The organism is Micromonospora sp. LA-10, assembly GCF_051853095.1.
GTDB lineage: Bacteria > Actinomycetota > Actinomycetes > Mycobacteriales > Micromonosporaceae > Micromonospora > Micromonospora echinospora_A.
Genome location: NZ_CP195710.1, coordinates 4825149 through 4842849, shown reverse-complemented (window position 1 = coordinate 4842849; position 17701 = coordinate 4825149). Strand labels below are relative to the sequence as shown.

The window sequence follows — 17701 nt, the reverse complement described above, 5'->3', positions numbered from 1 at the left end:
CCCTCGCCGTGTTCTGCAACGTCTGCCAGAACCCTACTTAACGACGGATAAGCACCCGCTGTCAGATGGCCAGGTCCGGTTCCTCCGGCGCGGTGCCGCGCTCCACCTCGACGCCGAGCGCCCGCAGGTCCGCCACGAAGTCCGGGTAGCCCCGGTCGACGTGGTGCACGTGCGAGACCTCGGTCAGCCCGTCCGCGCAGAGCCCGGCGATGATCAGGCCGGCGCCGGCCCGGATGTCGGTCGCGCGTACCGGGGCGCCGGACAGCCGCTCCCGGCCGCACACCAGCGCGTGGTGGCCGTCGGTACGGATCTCCGCGCCCAGCCGCATCATCTCGTTGGCGAACATGAACCGCCCGTCGAAGATGTTCTCGGTGATCAGGGAACCGCCCTCGCTCACCGCCGCCAGCCCGATCGCCATCGGCAGCAGGTCGGTGGCGAAACCCGGGTACGGCAGCGTCACCACGTCCACCGCCCGGGGGCGGTCGTCCATCCGTACCCGGAAGGCGTCGCCCCGGGTCTCGACCAGGCCGCCGGCCGCGATCAGCTTGTCCAGCGCGACCTCCAGGTACGCCGGGTCCAGGCCGGTCACCGTCACGTCGCCGCGGGTCATCGCGGCGGCGAACGCCCACGTCCCGGCCACGATCCGGTCCCCCACCGTGGCGTGCCGGACCGGCCGCAACTCGGGTACGCCGACGATGTGCAGCGTCGACGTGCCGGCCCCTTCGATCCGGGCGCCCATGTTGTTCAGCATCGTGCAGATGTCGACGATCTCCGGCTCCCGGGCCGCGTTGTCGATCGTCGTGGCGCCCCGGGCCAGCACCGCCGCCATGACCAGGTTCTCGGTCGCGCCCACGCTCGGGAAGTCCAGCACGATGTCGGCGCCATGCAGCCCGTCCGGGGCCTCGGCGATGACGAAGCCGTGCTCACCGGAGATCTCCGCGCCCATCCGGGCCAGCCCGGCGATGTGCATGTCCAGGCCGCGCGAGCCGATCGCGTCACCGCCCGGGTGGGCCACCCGGACGTACCCCCGGCGGGCCAGCAGCGGGCCGAGCACGCAGATCGACGCGCGCAGCCGCCGCACCAGGTCGTAGTCGGCCTCCGCGCCCGGCCGTTCCGGCACGTCGATGAGCACCGAGCGGGACCGCTCCACACCGCCGTGGGCCACCATCGGGTCGACCGGGTCGTCCGGCCCGAAGCGTACGCCGCAGCCGAGCCGCCGCAGCACCTCGCCCATGATCGCGATGTCGGTGATCCGGGGCACGTTGGTGATCAGGCTGCGGCCCGGCGCGAGCAACGCGGCGGCCATCAGCTTCAACGCGGAGTTCTTCGCACCCACCACGTGCACGGTGCCGGCGAGCCGGGCGTCACCGCGTACCCGGATGACGTCGACGTCGTTGAGGGCCGGATCTCCCGCGTCCCCCGGCCCCACCGGACTCGGCCGGGCCGGGATCGTCAGTTCCGGTATCCGTAGGCTGTGCGTCATGGCCGTCCACCTCACGCGCATCTACACCAAGGCCGGCGACGCCGGCATGACCAGGCTGAGCAACAACGAGCAGGTGCCGAAGACCGATCCGCGCATCGCCGCGTACGCGGACGTCGACGAGTGCAACGCCTCGATCGGCGTCGCGCTCGCCCTGGGGCAGCTCTCCGACGAGCTGCGAGCCGTGCTGGAATCCGTGCAGAACGACATGTTCGACGTCGGGGCGGACCTGGCGACGCCGGTGGAGCCGGACCCGAAGTACCCGCCGCTGCGGGTGACCGAGGAGTACGTCGAGCGCCTCGAGGGCTGGTGCGACGAGTACAACGCGCGCCTGAGCAAGCTCGACTCCTTCATCCTCCCCGGCGGCACCGCGGGCGCGGCACTGCTGCACGTGGCACGGACGACCGCCCGGCGCGCCGAGCGTGCGGCATGGGCGCTGGTCGCACACGACCCCGATCGGACCAGTCCCCTCCCGGCAAAGTATCTCAACCGGCTCTCCGATTTGCTCTTTATCCTGTCAAGAACGGCAAATCCGGACGGCGACGTGCTATGGGTTCCGGGCGGGAAGCGCTGATCGTCCGCATCACGCGGAGGCCTGGGTACCCGGCCTGACGGCGGCCAGTCCTTCGCGGGGCCGGCTTCTCGGTGAACTCGCAGGTACGTGAAAGGCCGGCACCCCGTTGGTTCGGGGTGCCGGCCTTTCGCTGTGTCTTACTTGTTCCAGTGTTCGGCGACGAGGTCGGCGGCCTGCTGCTCCCACTGGGCGTAGTGGTCGGGGTAGGCGGAGACCTGGACGGTCTGGGCGGCCTTGGTCAGCGGCATGTCCTGCCAGCCGTCGACCTGCTTCAGACCCTTCAGGAACGCGGTCGTGGAGTACTCGGGGTCGGTGATCTGCTCCACCGTGCCCCAACCGCTGGACGGGCGCTGCTGGAACAGGCCCTGGGAGTCGTGGTCGTTGCGGTCACCCAGGTGACCGAGGTTCTCCAGCTTCGACTCCTGCAACGCGGTGGCGATCGAGACGACGGCGGCGCGTTCGTCCATGCCGGCCTTCTTCGTCGCCGCGATGATCGCCTTCACGTTGGCGGTCTGCTCGTCGTTGAGGTCGATACGCGACTGCTTGCCCTGCACGCCGTGCGGGATCAGCTTGTCGCCCTGCTGCACCGTCGCGGTGACCGGCTTGGCGCCGGCGGTGGTGTCCGCGGCGTGGGCGGCGACCGGGCCGGCGAACACGCCACCGGTGAAGGCCAGACCAGCAATACCCAGGATGCTCTTCCGCAGGATCGTGTTCATTGGGGGGCTCCATTCGGGGGATCGACGCCCACACCGACAGGGGGTTTCGGTGCGGGTGCGAGCACCGTCAGGCGCTCAAGAAGTCTTGGGGGTTCGGCTGCTCGCGGGGCGGGGGCCTCTACGCGGGTGCCGGAAGCATGTCCAACGACCCGCCACCCGGCATCATTCCCGGGCGCCTCACGCCATCGGGGAGCGGCGCGGGGGTTCACGTCGTCGGAACCATGCTCAACGACCGGCCGGGCGGGATGATTCCCTGCGGCTCACGCCGTCGGAACCGAACTCAACGAGCGCTGGCCCCGGACTGTTTCCCACAGCCGACGCCGCTCCGCTCAGGGGCGCGGCCTTGCTCGGCGGGGGTGCGGCCTTGCTCGGTCGGTCACCTGGTTACAACGCCACCGACCCGCCACCGATTCCACCCTCAGAGTGCCGCCCACCACCCCCGAACCGGACACCGCACCCACAAAAGCCCCATCGCACCGGAGCCCTAACCCAGTCCAGCCGGGCACCTCGCTCGGCGCCCCGGTGATCAAGGAGTTTGGGGTGATTTCCGGCCCCGACGAGGACACAAACTCCTTGATCACCCCCGAAGAAGCCCTTCCCGGGCACCCGCTGCGGCGTCGATCATGAGGTTAGCGGCGGCAAACCGGACACCAAGCGCCGCTAAGTTCATGATCGACGCGACCCAGGCAGAGCTGGCTCGCCCGGGCGCGGCCCCGCGAGGGCAGCAGGCGCGATCTTGCAGTTCGAGCCCTGCGGAGGTCCCATTCGCGAGGTTTGCGGGGTACCTAAGTGCAAGATCGCGGGCGCCACGGGGAGAGCCTCGGGGATCTTGAAGTTGTGGTGCCTCGCGAAACGTCGCGAACCCGGCATCTCGTGGCGCCACAACTCCAAGATCGGCGTCAAGCGACGGCGCCTGGCACCATCCCTCGACCGGGGAGGTGAGGCGGGGTCAGGCGGCGGGCCAGTCCTGGGAGGCCAGACGCGGCGAGGCCGCCCCGGGTGGGGCGGCCTCGAGCCAGGACAGAAATCCGGTGACCGTGGAACGCGCCATGGCGATCTCGACCGGCGCGTGGTGGCTGGTACAGCGCAGGATCACCCACTCGGCGGGCATCGACATGCGCTCCTGGCCCTCGGGCAGCCGGCGTCGCTCGACCGCCAGCCCTTCGCGGGAGAGCACCCGCTTGGGGCGCAGCGCGAAGCTGAACATGCGGTACCAGCGGAGCTCGTCGCCGACGAAGCGACCGAACCCGGGCGACCAGCCACGACCGTCAAGGATCGTGGAGACGCGGACGCTCAGCCGGATGGTGCCACCGCTACGGGTGAACAGTGCCCGCCGGATGAAGAGGATCAGAATGCCGACGACGATTACCGCTACGCCGATTCCGAACCCTTCGACGATCTCCATCGGCGGGTCGGCTCAGCGGGCCGGGGTGGCGGGGGTCGCGCTCTCGGCGAGCACCGTGACGCCCTCGCCGGTCACCGACAGGAAGCCGCCGGGTACGTCGTAGACGACCTGCTGGCCACCGGCCTGCTTGATGCGTACCTGGCTGGGCTCCGCGAGCTGGCCGAGCAGGGGTGCGTGTCCCGGCAGCACACCGAGCTCACCCTCGGTCGTCCGCGCGACGACCATTTCGGCCTCGCCGGTCCAGACCTTCTCCTCGACGGCTACGAGCTCGACGTGAAGCTGCTTTGCCACGCTGTCTCCTTGCTGCGGCGGCGGATTGCCGAAAGTCTAGTCGCGCCCCCGCGGCCCACCCAACGCGGGTGGTGAGAGCCGGACCACCCCCGGCCCCGCACCCGCTCAGGCTACTTGGTCTTCTGAATGAAGTCGGGGTGCTCCAGGAGGAAAGCGTCGAGCTGTTCGGTACGCAGGGCGGTGAAGAAGTCCTCCGCCGGTTCGAGCAGTTCCTCACCCCGGTACGCGCTGCCGGTGCCGATCGACCCACCCGGCAGCTTGATCGTCTCGATCGCGTTGGGGCGGATGTCCTTGAGCGCCAGCCCGAAGTCCACCACGCTGTTGCCGCGCCCGTTGAAGACCAGCGACTTGCCGGCCGCCCGCAGCACCCGGTCGAGCTTGACCGGGTTGGTGACCACGTCGGCGCTGAACGCCTGGCTCGCCATGGCCTTGACGAACTGCTGCTGGTGCCGCTGCCGGCCGTAGTCGCCGTCGGGCACGCCGTTCTTCGGGTAGCGCTGCCGGACGTAGTCCAGCGCCTGCCAGCCTTCGAGGTGGGCGTTGCCCTTCTTGTACACCGCCTGCGGCCCGAGGTAGCCGCCGCCACCGGGCCGGAGCCGGCGGGGCGTGCCGTCGGGCTGGAGGTGTTCGGAGCGCACCTCCCGCTCGATGTACATGTCGACGCCGCCCATGGCGTCGACGATCTTCTTGAAGCCGCTGAAGTTGATGATCGCGCCGGCGTCGAAGCGCTTGATGCCGGTGACGTCCTGGACGGTCTTGGCGAGCAGTTCGAAGCCCTGCGCGGTGCTCGGGTTCTGCCCCGGCACGTTGCTGCCGTGCGACATGGCGGCGTTGAGCCGGTCGTTGCCGCCGGAGTAGTCGGCCTTCGGGAACGCCGGGATGTCCACCCGCAGGTCGCGCGGGAGCGAGAAGAGGTAACCGCGGTCCATGGTGGCGGGGACGTGCAGCACCATGATCGAGTCGGCGAGCGGCCGGGCGGTCGACGTACGCGGGTCGACGCCGACGAGCAGGATGTTGAGCGGGCCCTTGATGTCGCTCTTCTTCTCGTTGGCGCCGGCGGCCTGGTCGCCGAAGAGGTCAGCCTTGCCGACCGATCCCTCGTAGCGGGCGACCAGGGCGCGGGAGCCGACCAGCACGGAGCCGCTGAGCACCAGCATGACGATGCCCAGGATCGTGCAGACGCGGGCCCACCTGGGCACGCCGCGCCATCGGGACCGCTTGCCGCGGTCAGTGCCGCCCTTACCGCCCACGAGCGTCTCCAATCGTCGCGCCCACGGGTAGGAAGACGGGCGCGGGGGTCCGTTTGGTTGCAGAGATCAACGGCCGGGATGTGAAGTCGTGTCAGGAACGGTACCGCGCGATCCGGCGAACCGCTTGCCGGAGAACCGGGCATCTGGTAGTGCAGTGGTCCGAAAACGGCGAGGGCCGCCCCGGCTTTCGCCGGGACGGCCCTCGTGGGTGTGAGCGGGCTCTCAGCCCTCCTCGCCCATCAGCTCCTTGGCCTTGGCCTTGAGGTCTTCCAGGCCGCCGCACATGAAGAACGCCTGCTCCGGGAAGTGGTCGAACTCCCCCTCGCTGATCCGGCGGAAGGCGTCGATGGTCTCGGCGATCGGGACCGTCGAGCCGGGCACGCCGGTGAACTGCTCCGCCGCGTACGTGTTCTGCGAGAGGAACCGCTCGATCCGGCGGGCGCGGCCGACGGTGAGCTTGTCCTCCTCGGAGAGCTCCTCGATACCGAGGATGGCGATGATGTCCTGCAGGTCCTTGTAGCGCTGCAGGATCCGCTTCACCTCGGTGGCGACGGCGAAGTGCTCCTCGCCGACGAACTCCGGGGCAAGGATCCGGGACGAGGACGCCAGCGGGTCCACGGCCGGGTAGATGCCCTTGTCGGAGATCGACCGCTCCAGGTTGGTGGTCGCGTCGAGGTGGGCGAACGTGGTGGCCGGCGCCGGGTCGGTGTAGTCGTCGGCGGGCACGTAGATCGCCTGCATCGAGGTGATGGCCTGGCCCCGGACGGAGGTGATCCGCTCCTGGAGCTGGCCCATCTCGTCGGCCAGGGTCGGCTGGTAACCCACGGCGCTCGGCATGCGGCCGAGCAGCGTGGAGACCTCGGAACCGGCCTGGGTGAAGCGGAAGATGTTGTCGATGAAGAGCAGCACCTCCTGCTTCTTCACGTCACGGAAGTACTCCGCCATGGTGAGCGCGGAGAGCGCGACCCGCAGACGGGTGCCCGGCGGCTCGTCCATCTGGCCGTAGACGAGCGCGGTCTTGTCGATGACGCCCGACTCGGTCATCTCAGCGATGAGGTCGTTGCCCTCGCGGGTGCGCTCACCCACGCCGGCGAAGACCGAGGTACCACCGAAGTTCCGGGCCACTCGGGTGATCATCTCCTGGATGAGCACCGTCTTGCCGACGCCGGCACCGCCGAACAGGCCGATCTTGCCGCCCTTGACGTACGGGGCGAGCAGGTCGATGACCTTGATGCCGGTCTCCAGCATCTCGGTCTTCGGCTCCAGGTCCGCGAAGGCCGGGGCCTTGCGGTGGATGCCCCACCGGTCGTCGGCCTGGATCGTCTCGCCCTCGGTGAGGTTGAGGCACTCGCCGATCGCGTTGAAGACGTGGCCCTTGACCGCGTCACCCACCGGCACGCTGATCGGCGCCCCGGTGTCACGTACGTCGGTGCCGCGGACCAGACCGTCGGTCGGCTGCATCGAGATGGCGCGGACCAGGTTGTCACCCAGGTGCTGGGCGACCTCCAGGGTCAGCGTCTTCTCACCGCCCGAGAGGGTCACGTCGACGTGCAGAGCGTTGAACAGCTCCGGCATGGCGTCGCGCGGGAACTCGGCGTCGACGACCGGGCCGATGACCCGGACCACGCGACCCGTGGCCGTCTTGGTCTCAACTGCGGATACAGTCATCACACTTCACTTCCCGACGCGGCCAGCGCGTTCGCGCCGCCGACGATCTCACTGATCTCCTGGGTGATCCCGGCCTGACGGGCCGAGTTCATCTCGCGCGTGTACTTCTCGATCATCTCTTCGGCGTTGTCGGTGGCGCTCTTCATCGCCCGCCGGCGGGCGGCCGACTCGCTTGCCGCCGACTCCAGCAACGCCGCGAAGATCCGCGTGTTGATGTACTTCGGCAGCAGGGCGTCGAGCAGCGACTCCGGCTCCGGCTCGAACTCGTACGCGGGCAGCGCGCCCTCGGTCCGCGGCCGGTCCTCGACCTGCATCGGACCGATGATGCGGGTCACCGGGTTCTGCGTCATCAGGGACTTGAACTCGGTGTAGACGATGTGCAGCTCGTCCACGCCGAGGATCCCGTCGGCGCCGGCGTCCCCGTCCACGTCGTCCGCGCCAGCGGTGAACGCCTTGATCAGCGTGTCACCGACCTCACGGGCGTCGGCGAACGTCGGCTGCTCCGAGAAGCCGGTCCAGCTTCCGGCGATCTGCCGGCTGCGGAACCGGTAGTACGCCACGCCCTTGCGGCCGATGACGTAGAGCACCGGCTCCTTGCCGTCGGCGCGCAGCCGGGCGATCAGCGACTCGGCGGTCCGGATCGCGTTCGAGCTGTAGCCACCGGCCAGACCCCGGTCGGCCGTCACCAGCAGGACGCCCGCCCGCCGCACCTGCTCGCGCGGGGTGAGCAGCGGGTGGTCGATCCGCGCGTTCGAGGCCAGCGCCGTCAGCACGCCGGTGATCGCCTCGGCGTACGGCAGCGAGGCCGCCACCTTGGCCTGGGCCTTGGCGATGCGGCTCGTCGCGACGAGCTCCATCGCCTTGGTGATCTTCTTCATCCCCTTGGCGGAACGGATCCGCTGCCGGAGAACGCGTACCTGGGCGGCCATCGGATCAGCTCTCGGCCGGGCGGTCGACGCCGTCGCGCAGGCGGGTCACCGTCTCGCGGGACTGCTCACCCTCCAGCGGCTTGGCCGGCGCCTCGTTGATCCGGACCTCGTCCTCCTTGCCCAGGAAGACCTGCTTGAACTCGGTGATCGCCGAGTCGAGCGAGGCGATGATGTCGTCGTCCCACTTGTGGTCGGCGATCGAGGCCAGGACGCCCTCGTGCTTGTGCCGCAGGTACTGCAGGAACTCCGACTCGAAGCGGCGCACCTCGCCGACCGGGACGTCGTCCAGCTTGCCCTCGGTGCCGGCCCAGACGGAGACGACCTGCTCCTGCACCGGGTACGGCGAGTAGTTCGGCTGCTTGAGCAGCTCGACCAGGCGGGAACCGCGGTCCAGCTGGGCGCGGGAGGCCCGGTCCAGGTCGGACGCGAAGGCGGCGAACGCCTCCAGCTCGCGGTACTGGGCCAGGTTCAGCCGCAGCGAGCCGGCGACCTTCTTCATCGGCTTCACCTGCGCGGCGCCACCGACCCGGGAGACCGAGGTGCCGACGTTGATGGCCGGCCGGACGCCCTGGTTGAACAGGTCGGTCTCGAGGAAGATCTGGCCGTCGGTGATGGAGATGACGTTGGTCGGGATGAACGCCGAGATGTCGTTCGCCTTGGTCTCGATGATCGGCAGGCCGGTCATCGAGCCGCCACCCAGCTCGTCGGAGAGCTTGGCGCAGCGCTCCAGCAGACGCGAGTGCAGGTAGAAGACGTCACCCGGGTAGGCCTCACGGCCCGGCGGGCGGCGCAGCAGCAGCGACACGGCGCGGTACGCCTCGGCCTGCTTGCTCAGGTCGTCGAAGACGATCAGGACGTGCTTGCCGCCGTACATCCAGTGCTGCCCGATGGACGAGCCGGTGTACGGGGCGAGGTACTTGAAGCCGGCAGGGTCGGAGGCCGGGGAGGCGACGATGGTGGTGTACTCCATCGCGCCCGCCTCCTCCAGCGTCCCCTTGATGGAGGCGATGGTGGAGGCCTTCTGGCCGATCGCGACGTAGATGCAGCGGACCTGCTTCTTCGGGTCGCCGGAGCGCCAGTTCTCGCGCTGGTTGAGGATCGTGTCCAGCGCGACGGTGGTCTTGCCGGTCTTCCGGTCACCGATGATCAGCTGACGCTGACCGCGGCCGATCGGGGTCATCGCGTCGATGGCCTTGATGCCGGTCTGCAGCGGCTCGTCGACCGACTTGCGGGACATCACGTTCGGGGCCTGGAGCTCGAGCTCCCGGTAGCCCTCGTTGGCGATGTCGCCGAGGCCGTCGATGGGCTCGCCGAGCGCGTTGACCACGCGGCCGAGGAACGCGTCACCGATCGGCACGGAGAGCACCCGGCCGGTGCGCTTGACGCGCTGGCCCTCTTCGATCCCGCCGAAGTCACCGAGGACGACGACACCGATCTCCCGGACGTCGAGGTTCAGCGCCACGCCGAGCGTGCCGTCCTCGAACTCCAGGAGCTCGTTGGTCATGGTCGAGGGGAGGCCCTCGACGTGTGCGATGCCGTCGCCGGCGTCGGCGACGGTGCCGACCTCCTCGCGGGAGACGTCGGCCGTGTAGGAGGAGACGTAGCGCTCCAGGGCGCCGCGGATCTCCTCCGTCGAGATGGTCAGCTCGGCCATCCTCTGCTTCCTTAAGTATCAGGGGCCCGGGATACCTAGTACCGACCGGTCCGATGGCATCGAATCAGGGCTGCTAAGACGCTGGTCAGCGCTTCGCGAGCGCGTTGCGGGTCTCGTTGAGGCGACGCAGGACGGTGCCGTCGTACAGGTCGGAGCCGACCTGCACGCGCGCCCCGCCGAGCACGTCGGGGTCGACCGTCTGCTTGACGGAGACCTCCCGACCGTACATCTCCGAGAGGCGGGCACCGAGGCGTCGCTCCTCCTCCTCGTTCAGCGGGGCCGCCACGGTCACGTACGCGACCTGACGGTCCCGCCGGTCGGCGGCGAGCTCGACCAGCCGGGTGAGCGCACCGGTGAAGGAGCGTCCACCGAAACCCGCGAGCGCGGCCTCGACGAGGCTGACGGTGACCGGCTGGGCCTTGCCGGCGAGCAGCTGCCGGGCCAGTTCGGCCCGCCGCTCGACCGACGCCATCGGGTCGGAGAGCGTGTTGGACAGCTCGGCGGAACCGGAGACGACCTGCCCGAAGCGGAACAGCTCGTCCTCGACCTCACCCAGGTCGCCGGACAGGTCGGCGCTGGCCAGCAGCGCCTCCACGCCGAGGCGCTCGACACCGTCGAGCAGCTCGGACGGGGCCGACCAGCGGCCGGACACCATCGACGCGAGCAGGTCGAGCGCTTCCGCGCCGACCCGGCCGCGCAGCATGTCGCCGAGCAGACCGGAGCGGTCGGAGCCGGTCCGGGCCGGGTCGGAGAGCGCCCGGCGCAGCCGCGGCTCGCGCCGCAGCAGGGCGGCGACGGAGAGGATGTCGTCGGCGGTGGCAGCCACCGCCGACGGCTCCGCGCCGCGGACGTACGCGTCGAGGCGCTCGGCCCCGGCCCGGTACGACTCCCGGCTGGCGGCCTGCATCAGCGGGCCCCCGTGCTCTCGAGACCGCTCAGGAACCGGTCGACGGTGCCCTTGCGACGCGCCTCGTCGGCGAGCGACTCACCGACGATCTTGCTGGCCAGGTCCACCGCGATGGTGCCCACCTCGGTGCGCAGCTCGCGCACGATGGTGGCCCGCTCGGCGGCGAGCTGCTCCTTGCCGGCGGCGATGATCCGGTCGGACTCCTCCCGCGCCTTGGCGAGGATGTCCTGGCGGATGCCGTCGGCGTCGGCCCGCGCGTCGTCGCGGATCCTGGCGGCGTCGGTACGCGCCTCCGCGAGCTGGGCCCGGTACTGCTCGAGCAGCTGGTTCGCCTCGGCCTGGGCCGCCTCGGCGCGCTTGATGCCACCCTCGATCGCGTCGACCCGCGCCTGGTACATCGCCTCCATGCGGGGCATGACGAACTTCAGCAGGACGAAGACGAGCAGGGCGAAGGAGATCGTTCCGACGACCATCTCCTGCCAGATCGGCAAGATCGGATTGTGCGCGCCTTCGGCGGCGAGATACATGTCAGACCTCCGGATCGGGGGAGCTCGCGTCAGCTAACGGCGAAGGCGAGCACCAGGCCGAACAGCGCCAGCGCCTCGACCAGGGCGAAGCCCAGCACCAGCCAGGTGCGGTTGTAGCCGGCGGACTCGGGCTGGCGGGCGCTCGACTGGATGTAGGCCGCGAAGACCAGGGCCACACCGATACCGGGGCCGATGGCGGCGAGGCCGTAGCCGATGGTGTTGACGTTGCCACCGATCTCGGCAAGAACGTTCATTGCGGGTATTCCTCCTAGTTCACACGTGAGGGCTCACGTGTACGCGGTCGGTACCAGATGCTTGGCCGGGCCGGGTGCCCGCCGAGCCGGATCTCAGTGCTCGTCGGCCAGCGACGTGCCGATGTAGTTGGCGCTCAGCGTGACGAAGACGTATGCCTGCAGCACCGCCACCAGCGCCTCGAAGAAGGCCATCACGATCGCCATCGCGAAGGAGAAGACCGAGGTCGCCTGGACGAAGACGCTGCTCGACCCGAGCATCACGAAGCCGCCGACGGTGAAGACCAGCAGGAGCAGGTGGCCGGCGAACATGTTGGCGAAGAGCCGCAGTGCCAGGGTGACCGGGCGGACGACGAAGTTCTGCAGGAACTCGATCGGAATCAGCAGGAAGTGCATCGGCCACGGCACGCCGGGCAGGATGAGGCTCTGCTTGAGGTACTTGCCGAGGCCGTGCTTGCGGATGCCGACGTAGTTGTACATGACGTACGAGATGGCGGCGAGCACGATCGGGAACGCGATGTGCGAGTTCGGCGAGATCTGCAGGCCGGGCACGATGCTGAAGATGTTGGTCAGCAGGATGAAGCTGAACAGCACGGTGAGGTAGGGCGCGAAGCGGATGCCCGCGTTGCCCATCTGCTCACGGGCGATGTTGTCCCGGACGAGCCCGTAGACGGCCTCGGCGGCCCACTGGCCCTTGCCGGGCACCAGCTTCGGCTTCCGGTACGCGGCCACGAAGAAGATGATCAGCAGCGCGACGGCGATCCAGATCATGATGCTGAACTTGGTGACCCAGGGGCCGGCCACGTCCGGCGGGTAGAAATCCCCGACGCTGGGGGGCCAGGGAAGGTCCTGGGCGACGACCAGCTGTCCGCTCACCGTGTCATCCTCCGCACTCAACAGACCCGCGTGTGCCGGAACTCAGGCACTGAGCCTCTTCATGATCAGGTAGATCGCCCCGGCCGCGCCGAGCATCATGCCGACGGCGACCCCGATGCCGGCTGGCAGACCGAAGAACCGTTCCGCCAACCAGCCGAGGCCACCCCACATCAGAATGCCCGCGAGCAGGTAACCCACGACGGCGCCTGCCACACCCTCCGACGAGTGCTCGTCGGACTTGCGGGAGTGGGGGTCATCGGCCATGACGTGGCGAACAATATCAGCAGGGGCGCGCGGGGATGTGCGGCACCCCCCACACTGCGGACAGCGTGCGGGCCTGCTGCGGGCGCGTCAACCTCGCGTCACGTTACTCCTGTCGCGCCCGTCCGGGCACCCGCCGTACCGGACACGATTCAGCAAAGTCACTCGCTGTCGTCGCGACGCTCGAATGTGGGCAGCGGGGACCTCATCGCCCAGGTCAGGTGGGCACCGGTCCACACCACCACGGCCGCGATGATCGCCACGCCCATGTCCGGCAGACCGGGCCAGCCGGTGGCCGCCACGGCGGCCATCACCACGCCCAGGATCACGATCTTGGTGGCGTAGGTGACCAGGCCGACCGACATGATCATCCGAGGGTGGATGGCGTCCGCCCAGGCCACCGAGAGGCTGGAGATCAGGTAGCTGACGATCACCAGCGCCACCCCGGCCGCGAAGCCGGCCGCCCCGGTCGCGCCGCGCAGCAGCGCCGCCGCCGGCACCCCCACCACCGCGAGGGCCGCGCACGCCAGCAACGGTAGCCGCAGGTGGTTCAGCCGGGACCGGATCGCGCCGGGTTCACCCGCCCGTGGCGCCGTCATCGGGGGTACGCCGGGAAGGCGGCGACCAGCTCGGTGACCTCGCGGGCCACCCCGGCCAGCGCGTCGGCGCCACCGGGGGCGCCGGGATCGGTGCGTACCGCGCGTGCGATCAGCCCGGCGATCCGGCCCATCTCCCCCTCGCGCATGCCCTGGGTGGTCACGCTCGGCGTACCCACCCGGATGCCGGAGGCGACGAGCGGCGGCTGCGGGTCGTACGGGATGGCGTTCTTGTTGAGCGCGATGCCGGCGGCCTCGCAGCGGGCCTCGGCCTCGGCGCCGGTCACGCCCGTCTCGCGCAGGTCGAGCAGCGCCAGGTGGGTGTCGGTGCCGCCGGAGACCGGTCGCAGGCCCTCCGCGGCCAGGCCGTCGGCGAGCGCCCGCGCGTTCGTCACCACCTGCGCGGCGTACGTGCGGAACTCCGGCTGCGCGGCCTCGCGCAGCGCGACCGCCTTCGCCGCGACCGCGTGCATCAGCGGGCCGCCCTGGGTGAACGGGAAGACCGCCTTGTCGATCCGCGCGGCCAGCGACTCCCGGCAGAGGATCATGCCGCCGCGCGGGCCGCGCAGCACCTTGTGCGTGGTCGCGGTGACCACGTCGGCGTGCGGCACCGGGGACGGGATCGCGCCGCCGGCCACCAGGCCGACGAAGTGGGCGGCGTCCACCATCAGGTACGCGCCGACCTCGTCGGCGATCTCGCGGAACCGGGCGAAGTCGATGAGCCGGGGGTACGCGGTCGCGCCACAGATGATCAGCTTCGGCCGGTGCGCCCGGGCCAGGTCGCGCACCTCGTCGTAGTCGATCGTCTCGGTGTCCGGCCGGACGGTGTAGCCGACCGGGTGGAACCACTTGCCGGAGAAGTTCACCCGGCTGCCGTGGGTCAGGTGCCCGCCGTGCGGCAGGTCCATGGCCAGCACCGTGTCTCCCGGCTGCGCCAGGGCGGCGTACGCGGCCAGGTTGGCGCTCGCGCCGGAGTGCGGCTGGAGGTTGGCGTGCTCGGCGCCGAACAGGTCCTTGGCCCGGGCGATGCCCAGCTCCTCGGCGCGGTCCACCTCGGCGCAGCCGCCGTAGTAGCGCCGGCCCGGGTAGCCCTCGGCGTACTTGTTGGTGAGCGTGGAGCCGAGCGCGGCCAGCACCGCGGGCGAGGTGAGGTTCTCGCTGGCGATCAGTTGCAGACCGCCGCGCAGCCGGTCCAGCTCCCCCAGCACCACCTCGGCGATCTCCGGATCGACGGTACTGAGCTGCTGGAAGTCCGGCCCCCAGAAGGTGTCCCTCGCGTTCTCCACAGCGAAGGAGTCTACGGAGCCGCAGACTGGAGGCCGTGAGATGCCTCGTCACCGGCGCGACCGGCTACATCGGCGGGCGCCTCGCGCCCCGGCTGCTGGCCGAGGGGCACACCGTACGCTGCCTGGCCCGCACGGCCGGACGGCTGCGGGACGTGCCCTGGGCGGCCGACGCGGAGATCGTCGAGGGCGACCTGCGCCGCCCGGAGACGCTGCCGTCCGCGTTCGAGGGCGTGGAGGTCGCGTACTACCTGGTCCACTCGCTCGGCCAGCGCGGCTTCGAGGCCGCCGACCGGGAGGCGGCGACCAACTTCGCCGAGGCGGCGCGCGCCGCGGGCGTACGCCGGATCGTGTATCTCGGCGGGCCGGAGCCGGCGGAGCGCGACGGCCTGCCCTCGGCGCACCTGCGCTCCCGGGCGGAGGTCGCGCGGATCCTGCTGGACAGCGGCGTGCCGACGGCGGTGCTGCGCGCCGCCGTGATCATCGGATCCGGCTCGGCATCGTTCGAGATGCTGCGGTACCTGACCGAGCGGCTGCCGGCGATGGTCACCCCGCGCTGGGTACGCAACCGGATCCAGCCGATCGCGGTCCGGGACGTGCTGCGCTACCTGGTCGGGTGCGCGCACCTGCCGCCGGAGGTGAACCGGGCCTTCGACATCGGCGGCCCGGACGTGCTGACGTTCACCGACATGATGCAGCGCTACGCCCGGGTGGCCGGGCTGCGGCCCCGGGTCATCCTGCCGGTGCGCCCGCTCACCCCGTCGCTCTCCTCGCACTGGGTCGGCCTGATCACCCCGGTGCCGAACGCTATCGCCCGGCCGCTGGTGGAGAGCCTGGTGCACGAGGCGGTGGCGCACGAGCACGACATCGCGGCGTACGTGCCGGACCCGCCCGAGGGGCTGACCGGCTTCGACCAGGCGGTCGCGCTGGCGCTGACGAAGGTACGCGACGCGCAGGTGGAGACGCGCTGGTCGAACGCGAGCGGCCCGGACGCGCCCGCCGAGCCGCTGCCGTCGGACCCGCGCTGGTCCGGCGGCACCGCGTACACCGACCTGCGGGAGCGGGCGGTGGACGCGCCACCGGCGGCGTTGTGGCGGGTCATCGAGGGCGTCGGCGGCGAGAACGGCTGGTACTCGTTCCCGCTGGCCTGGTCAGTGCGCGGCTGGATGGACCGCCTGATCGGCGGCGTCGGGCTACGCCGGGGACGGCGGGACCCGCACCGGCTCCAGGTCGGCGAGGCGCTGGACTTCTGGCGGGTCGAGGAGATCGTCCCGGGTGAGCTGCTGCGGTTGCGCGCCGAGATGCGGCTGCCCGGGCGGGCCTGGCTGGAGATGCGCGCCGAGCCGGACGGGGACGGGCGCAGCCGCTACGTCCAGCGCGCCGTGTTCCTTCCGCGCGGACTGCCCGGCCATCTCTACTGGGCCTCGGTGGCCCCGTTCCACGCCGTCGTCTTCGGCGGCATGGCCCGCAACATCGCCAAGGGCGCCGAACACCCGGCCGGTTAGGACGACGAGCCGCTCTGGAGTGCGGGGCCGAGGAGCAGTCCCCCGTCGATGACGTACTCGGCGCCGGTGATGAAGGCCGCCTGTGGCGACGTGAGGAACACCAGCAGCGCGGTGACGTCGGCGGGCTGCCCGAGTCGCGGGACGGCGAACGGCTCGGGCGAGTAGAAGTCGGCGATCGGGGCGTCGCTGCCGGCCGCCGGCTCGGTGATGAACGGAGTGGCGATCACGCCGGGGTGGATCGCGTTGACGCGGATGTTGTCGCGGCCCAGTTCAAGCGCGGCGGTCCGGGTGAGTCCTCGAACCGCCCACTTGCTGGCGACGTAGGGCGCGTAGAAGGCGGTACCGCCCATGCCCATGGTGGAGCCGATGTTGACGATCGCTCCTCCCCCGGCGCGCCGCAGCGCCGGGGCGGCTGCCCTGATGCCGAGGAAGGTGCCGGTGAGGTTGACATCGAGGATGCGAGCCCAGGTGGCCGGGTCGGTGGACTCGACGAGGGCCGGCGGGTTCTGCACCCCGGCGTTGTTGACCAGGATCGTGAGCCCGCCGAATGTCTTCTCGGTCTCGGCGACAGCGGCGGCCCAGGACTCCTCCCGGGAGACGTCCAGGCGGACGACCCGTGCCCGGTCTCCCAGCTCGGTGGCGAGGCCGGCGCCACGCTCGGCGTCGGTGGCAGCGATGACGACATTGGCGCCTTCGGCGTGCAGGGCGCGTACGTGGCTGGCCCCCTGCCCGCCGGTGCCGCCGGTCACGAGAACGGTCTGGTTGGCGAAGCGGGACATCGGATCCTCCGGTACGTGCGGGACGACACCCGGGGCCGGGTGGTGAGTCGGGCGACTCACCATGCCGACGCTACGCCCCGGTGAATGGTGAGTCAACCCACTCACCTCGCTATGATGGCCGCATGACCCCAGCGCCGTCGGCCTACCACCAGCGCGTGGCGCAGGAGAAGCGCGCGCTGATCGTGCAGGCCGCCACCGAGCTCTTCCTGGAGTTGGGCTACGACCGGGCGTCACTGGCGCGTATCGCCGACAGCGCCGGCGTGTCGAAGGCGACGCTGTTCAAGCAGTTCCCGACGAAGGCGGCGCTGTTCGACGCCATCGTCATCGACTCGTGGGCCCGCAACGACGTCTCCGACGTGCCGCCCGCCGGCGACCTGGCGGCCGGCCTGACGGTTCTCGGGCGGCGCTACGCGACGCTGTTGAGCCGGCCGGAGATGACCGACCTGTTCCGCATCGTGATCGCCGAACTGCCGCGCTTCCCCGAACTGGCCAGAGCGCACTTCTCCCAGGGCAAACTGCCGTACTTCGAGTCCGTCCGGCTCTACCTCGTGGCCGAGCACGAGGCGGGCGTGGCGGACATCGCCGAACCGGAGATGGCCGCCACGCAGTTCCTCGGGATGATCTCCAACTACCTGTTCTGGCCGCGCCTGGTCCTGCCGGACTGGACCGTCACCCCGGAGCGCACGACAGCTGTCGTCGACGAGGCCGTCCGAACCACGGTTGCGCGGTACGGCAGGCCGGCCGGCTGA

The 17701-nt window shown here is 70.4% G+C and carries 19 protein-coding genes; 3 read left to right on the top strand and 16 right to left on the bottom strand.

Translation table 11 applies throughout. From position 1 onward, the window contains the following. Positions 1-61: 61 nt before the first annotated feature. The gene (gene murA, locus ACSDG8_RS22875) at positions 62-1483 is read right to left on the bottom strand and encodes a UDP-N-acetylglucosamine 1-carboxyvinyltransferase (RefSeq protein WP_210893832.1); all 1422 of its coding nucleotides are present in this window, start codon (positions 1481-1483) and stop codon (positions 62-64) included. On the opposite strand from murA, the gene ACSDG8_RS22870 reads away from it, so the two are divergent. Further along, positions 1482-2054, top strand: coding sequence for a cob(I)yrinic acid a,c-diamide adenosyltransferase (locus ACSDG8_RS22870; RefSeq protein WP_013475364.1), 573 nt, complete (start codon positions 1482-1484; stop codon positions 2052-2054). The two genes, murA and ACSDG8_RS22870, sit on opposite strands and share 2 nt — an antisense overlap. Positions 2055-2191: 137 nt before the next feature. Here the strand turns inward: ACSDG8_RS22870 and ACSDG8_RS22865 are convergent, their stop codons facing one another. The 14 genes from ACSDG8_RS22865 to glyA all read right to left on the bottom strand — a co-directional run bounded on the left by ACSDG8_RS22865 (position 2192) and on the right by glyA (position 14671). Then, positions 2192-2770, bottom strand: coding sequence for a hypothetical protein (locus tag ACSDG8_RS22865; protein ID WP_210896892.1), 579 nt, complete (start codon positions 2768-2770; stop codon positions 2192-2194). A gap of 949 nt (positions 2771-3719) precedes the next feature. Continuing rightward, positions 3720-4175 carry a DUF2550 domain-containing protein gene (locus ACSDG8_RS22860; protein ID WP_210893828.1) on the bottom strand — a complete coding sequence of 152 codons (456 nt, stop codon included), beginning with the start codon at positions 4173-4175 and terminating at the stop codon, positions 3720-3722. Between the two features lie 12 nt (positions 4176-4187). Continuing rightward, the gene (locus ACSDG8_RS22855) at positions 4188-4466 is read right to left on the bottom strand and encodes a F0F1 ATP synthase subunit epsilon (protein WP_210893826.1); all 279 of its coding nucleotides are present in this window, start codon (positions 4464-4466) and stop codon (positions 4188-4190) included. 110 nt (positions 4467-4576) lie between these two features. Then, positions 4577-5716, bottom strand: coding sequence for an LCP family protein (locus tag ACSDG8_RS22850; protein ID WP_439428071.1), 1140 nt, complete (start codon positions 5714-5716; stop codon positions 4577-4579). A 222-nt stretch (positions 5717-5938) separates the two neighbouring features. Next, positions 5939-7384 carry a F0F1 ATP synthase subunit beta gene (gene atpD, locus ACSDG8_RS22845; RefSeq protein ID WP_439427232.1) on the bottom strand — a complete coding sequence of 482 codons (1446 nt, stop codon included), beginning with the start codon at positions 7382-7384 and terminating at the stop codon, positions 5939-5941. Continuing rightward, on the bottom strand, positions 7384-8313 hold the full coding sequence (locus ACSDG8_RS22840) for a F0F1 ATP synthase subunit gamma (RefSeq protein WP_210893822.1): 930 nt from the start codon (positions 8311-8313) through the stop codon (positions 7384-7386). Before ACSDG8_RS22840 ends, atpD begins: the two co-directional genes overlap by 1 nt. A gap of 4 nt (positions 8314-8317) precedes the next feature. Continuing rightward, entirely contained in the window at positions 8318-9967 is a 1650-nt protein-coding gene (atpA, locus tag ACSDG8_RS22835; protein ID WP_210893820.1) for a F0F1 ATP synthase subunit alpha, read from the bottom strand. Between the two features lie 85 nt (positions 9968-10052). Then, entirely contained in the window at positions 10053-10874 is an 822-nt protein-coding gene (locus tag ACSDG8_RS22830; protein ID WP_439427231.1) for a F0F1 ATP synthase subunit delta, read from the bottom strand. Then, complete coding sequence (locus ACSDG8_RS22825; protein ID WP_210893816.1) at positions 10874-11401, bottom strand: F0F1 ATP synthase subunit B; 528 nt, start codon at positions 11399-11401, stop codon at positions 10874-10876. The genes ACSDG8_RS22830 and ACSDG8_RS22825 overlap by 1 nt, the downstream gene beginning before the upstream one ends. A gap of 29 nt (positions 11402-11430) precedes the next feature. Then, a complete protein-coding gene (atpE, locus tag ACSDG8_RS22820) occupies positions 11431-11655 on the bottom strand; it encodes an ATP synthase F0 subunit C (RefSeq protein ID WP_018789141.1) in 225 nt (74 codons plus the stop codon). Positions 11656-11748: 93 nt separating this feature from the next. Continuing rightward, entirely contained in the window at positions 11749-12528 is a 780-nt protein-coding gene (atpB, locus tag ACSDG8_RS22815; protein WP_073828662.1) for a F0F1 ATP synthase subunit A, read from the bottom strand. Between the two features lie 42 nt (positions 12529-12570). Beyond that, positions 12571-12792: a hypothetical protein gene (locus tag ACSDG8_RS22810; RefSeq protein ID WP_210893812.1), complete on the bottom strand. Its 222-nt coding sequence runs from the start codon at positions 12790-12792 to the stop codon at positions 12571-12573. A gap of 158 nt (positions 12793-12950) precedes the next feature. Continuing rightward, a complete protein-coding gene (locus tag ACSDG8_RS22805) occupies positions 12951-13388 on the bottom strand; it encodes a hypothetical protein (RefSeq protein ID WP_210893810.1) in 438 nt (145 codons plus the stop codon). Then, positions 13385-14671 carry a serine hydroxymethyltransferase gene (glyA, locus tag ACSDG8_RS22800; RefSeq protein WP_210893808.1) on the bottom strand — a complete coding sequence of 429 codons (1287 nt, stop codon included), beginning with the start codon at positions 14669-14671 and terminating at the stop codon, positions 13385-13387. Before glyA ends, ACSDG8_RS22805 begins: the two co-directional genes overlap by 4 nt. A gap of 35 nt (positions 14672-14706) precedes the next feature. Here glyA and ACSDG8_RS22795 point away from each other — a divergent pair, with 35 nt between their 5' ends. Beyond that, positions 14707-16173: an SDR family oxidoreductase gene (locus ACSDG8_RS22795; RefSeq protein ID WP_210893806.1), complete on the top strand. Its 1467-nt coding sequence runs from the start codon at positions 14707-14709 to the stop codon at positions 16171-16173. Here ACSDG8_RS22795 and ACSDG8_RS22790 read toward each other — a convergent pair. Then, the gene (locus ACSDG8_RS22790; RefSeq protein WP_439427230.1) at positions 16170-17012 is read right to left on the bottom strand and encodes an SDR family NAD(P)-dependent oxidoreductase; all 843 of its coding nucleotides are present in this window, start codon (positions 17010-17012) and stop codon (positions 16170-16172) included. The genes ACSDG8_RS22795 and ACSDG8_RS22790 overlap by 4 nt on opposite strands. 62 nt (positions 17013-17074) lie before the next feature. Between ACSDG8_RS22790 and ACSDG8_RS22785 the strand changes: the two genes are divergently transcribed. Then, positions 17075-17701, top strand: coding sequence for a TetR/AcrR family transcriptional regulator (locus tag ACSDG8_RS22785; protein ID WP_210893804.1), 627 nt, complete (start codon positions 17075-17077; stop codon positions 17699-17701).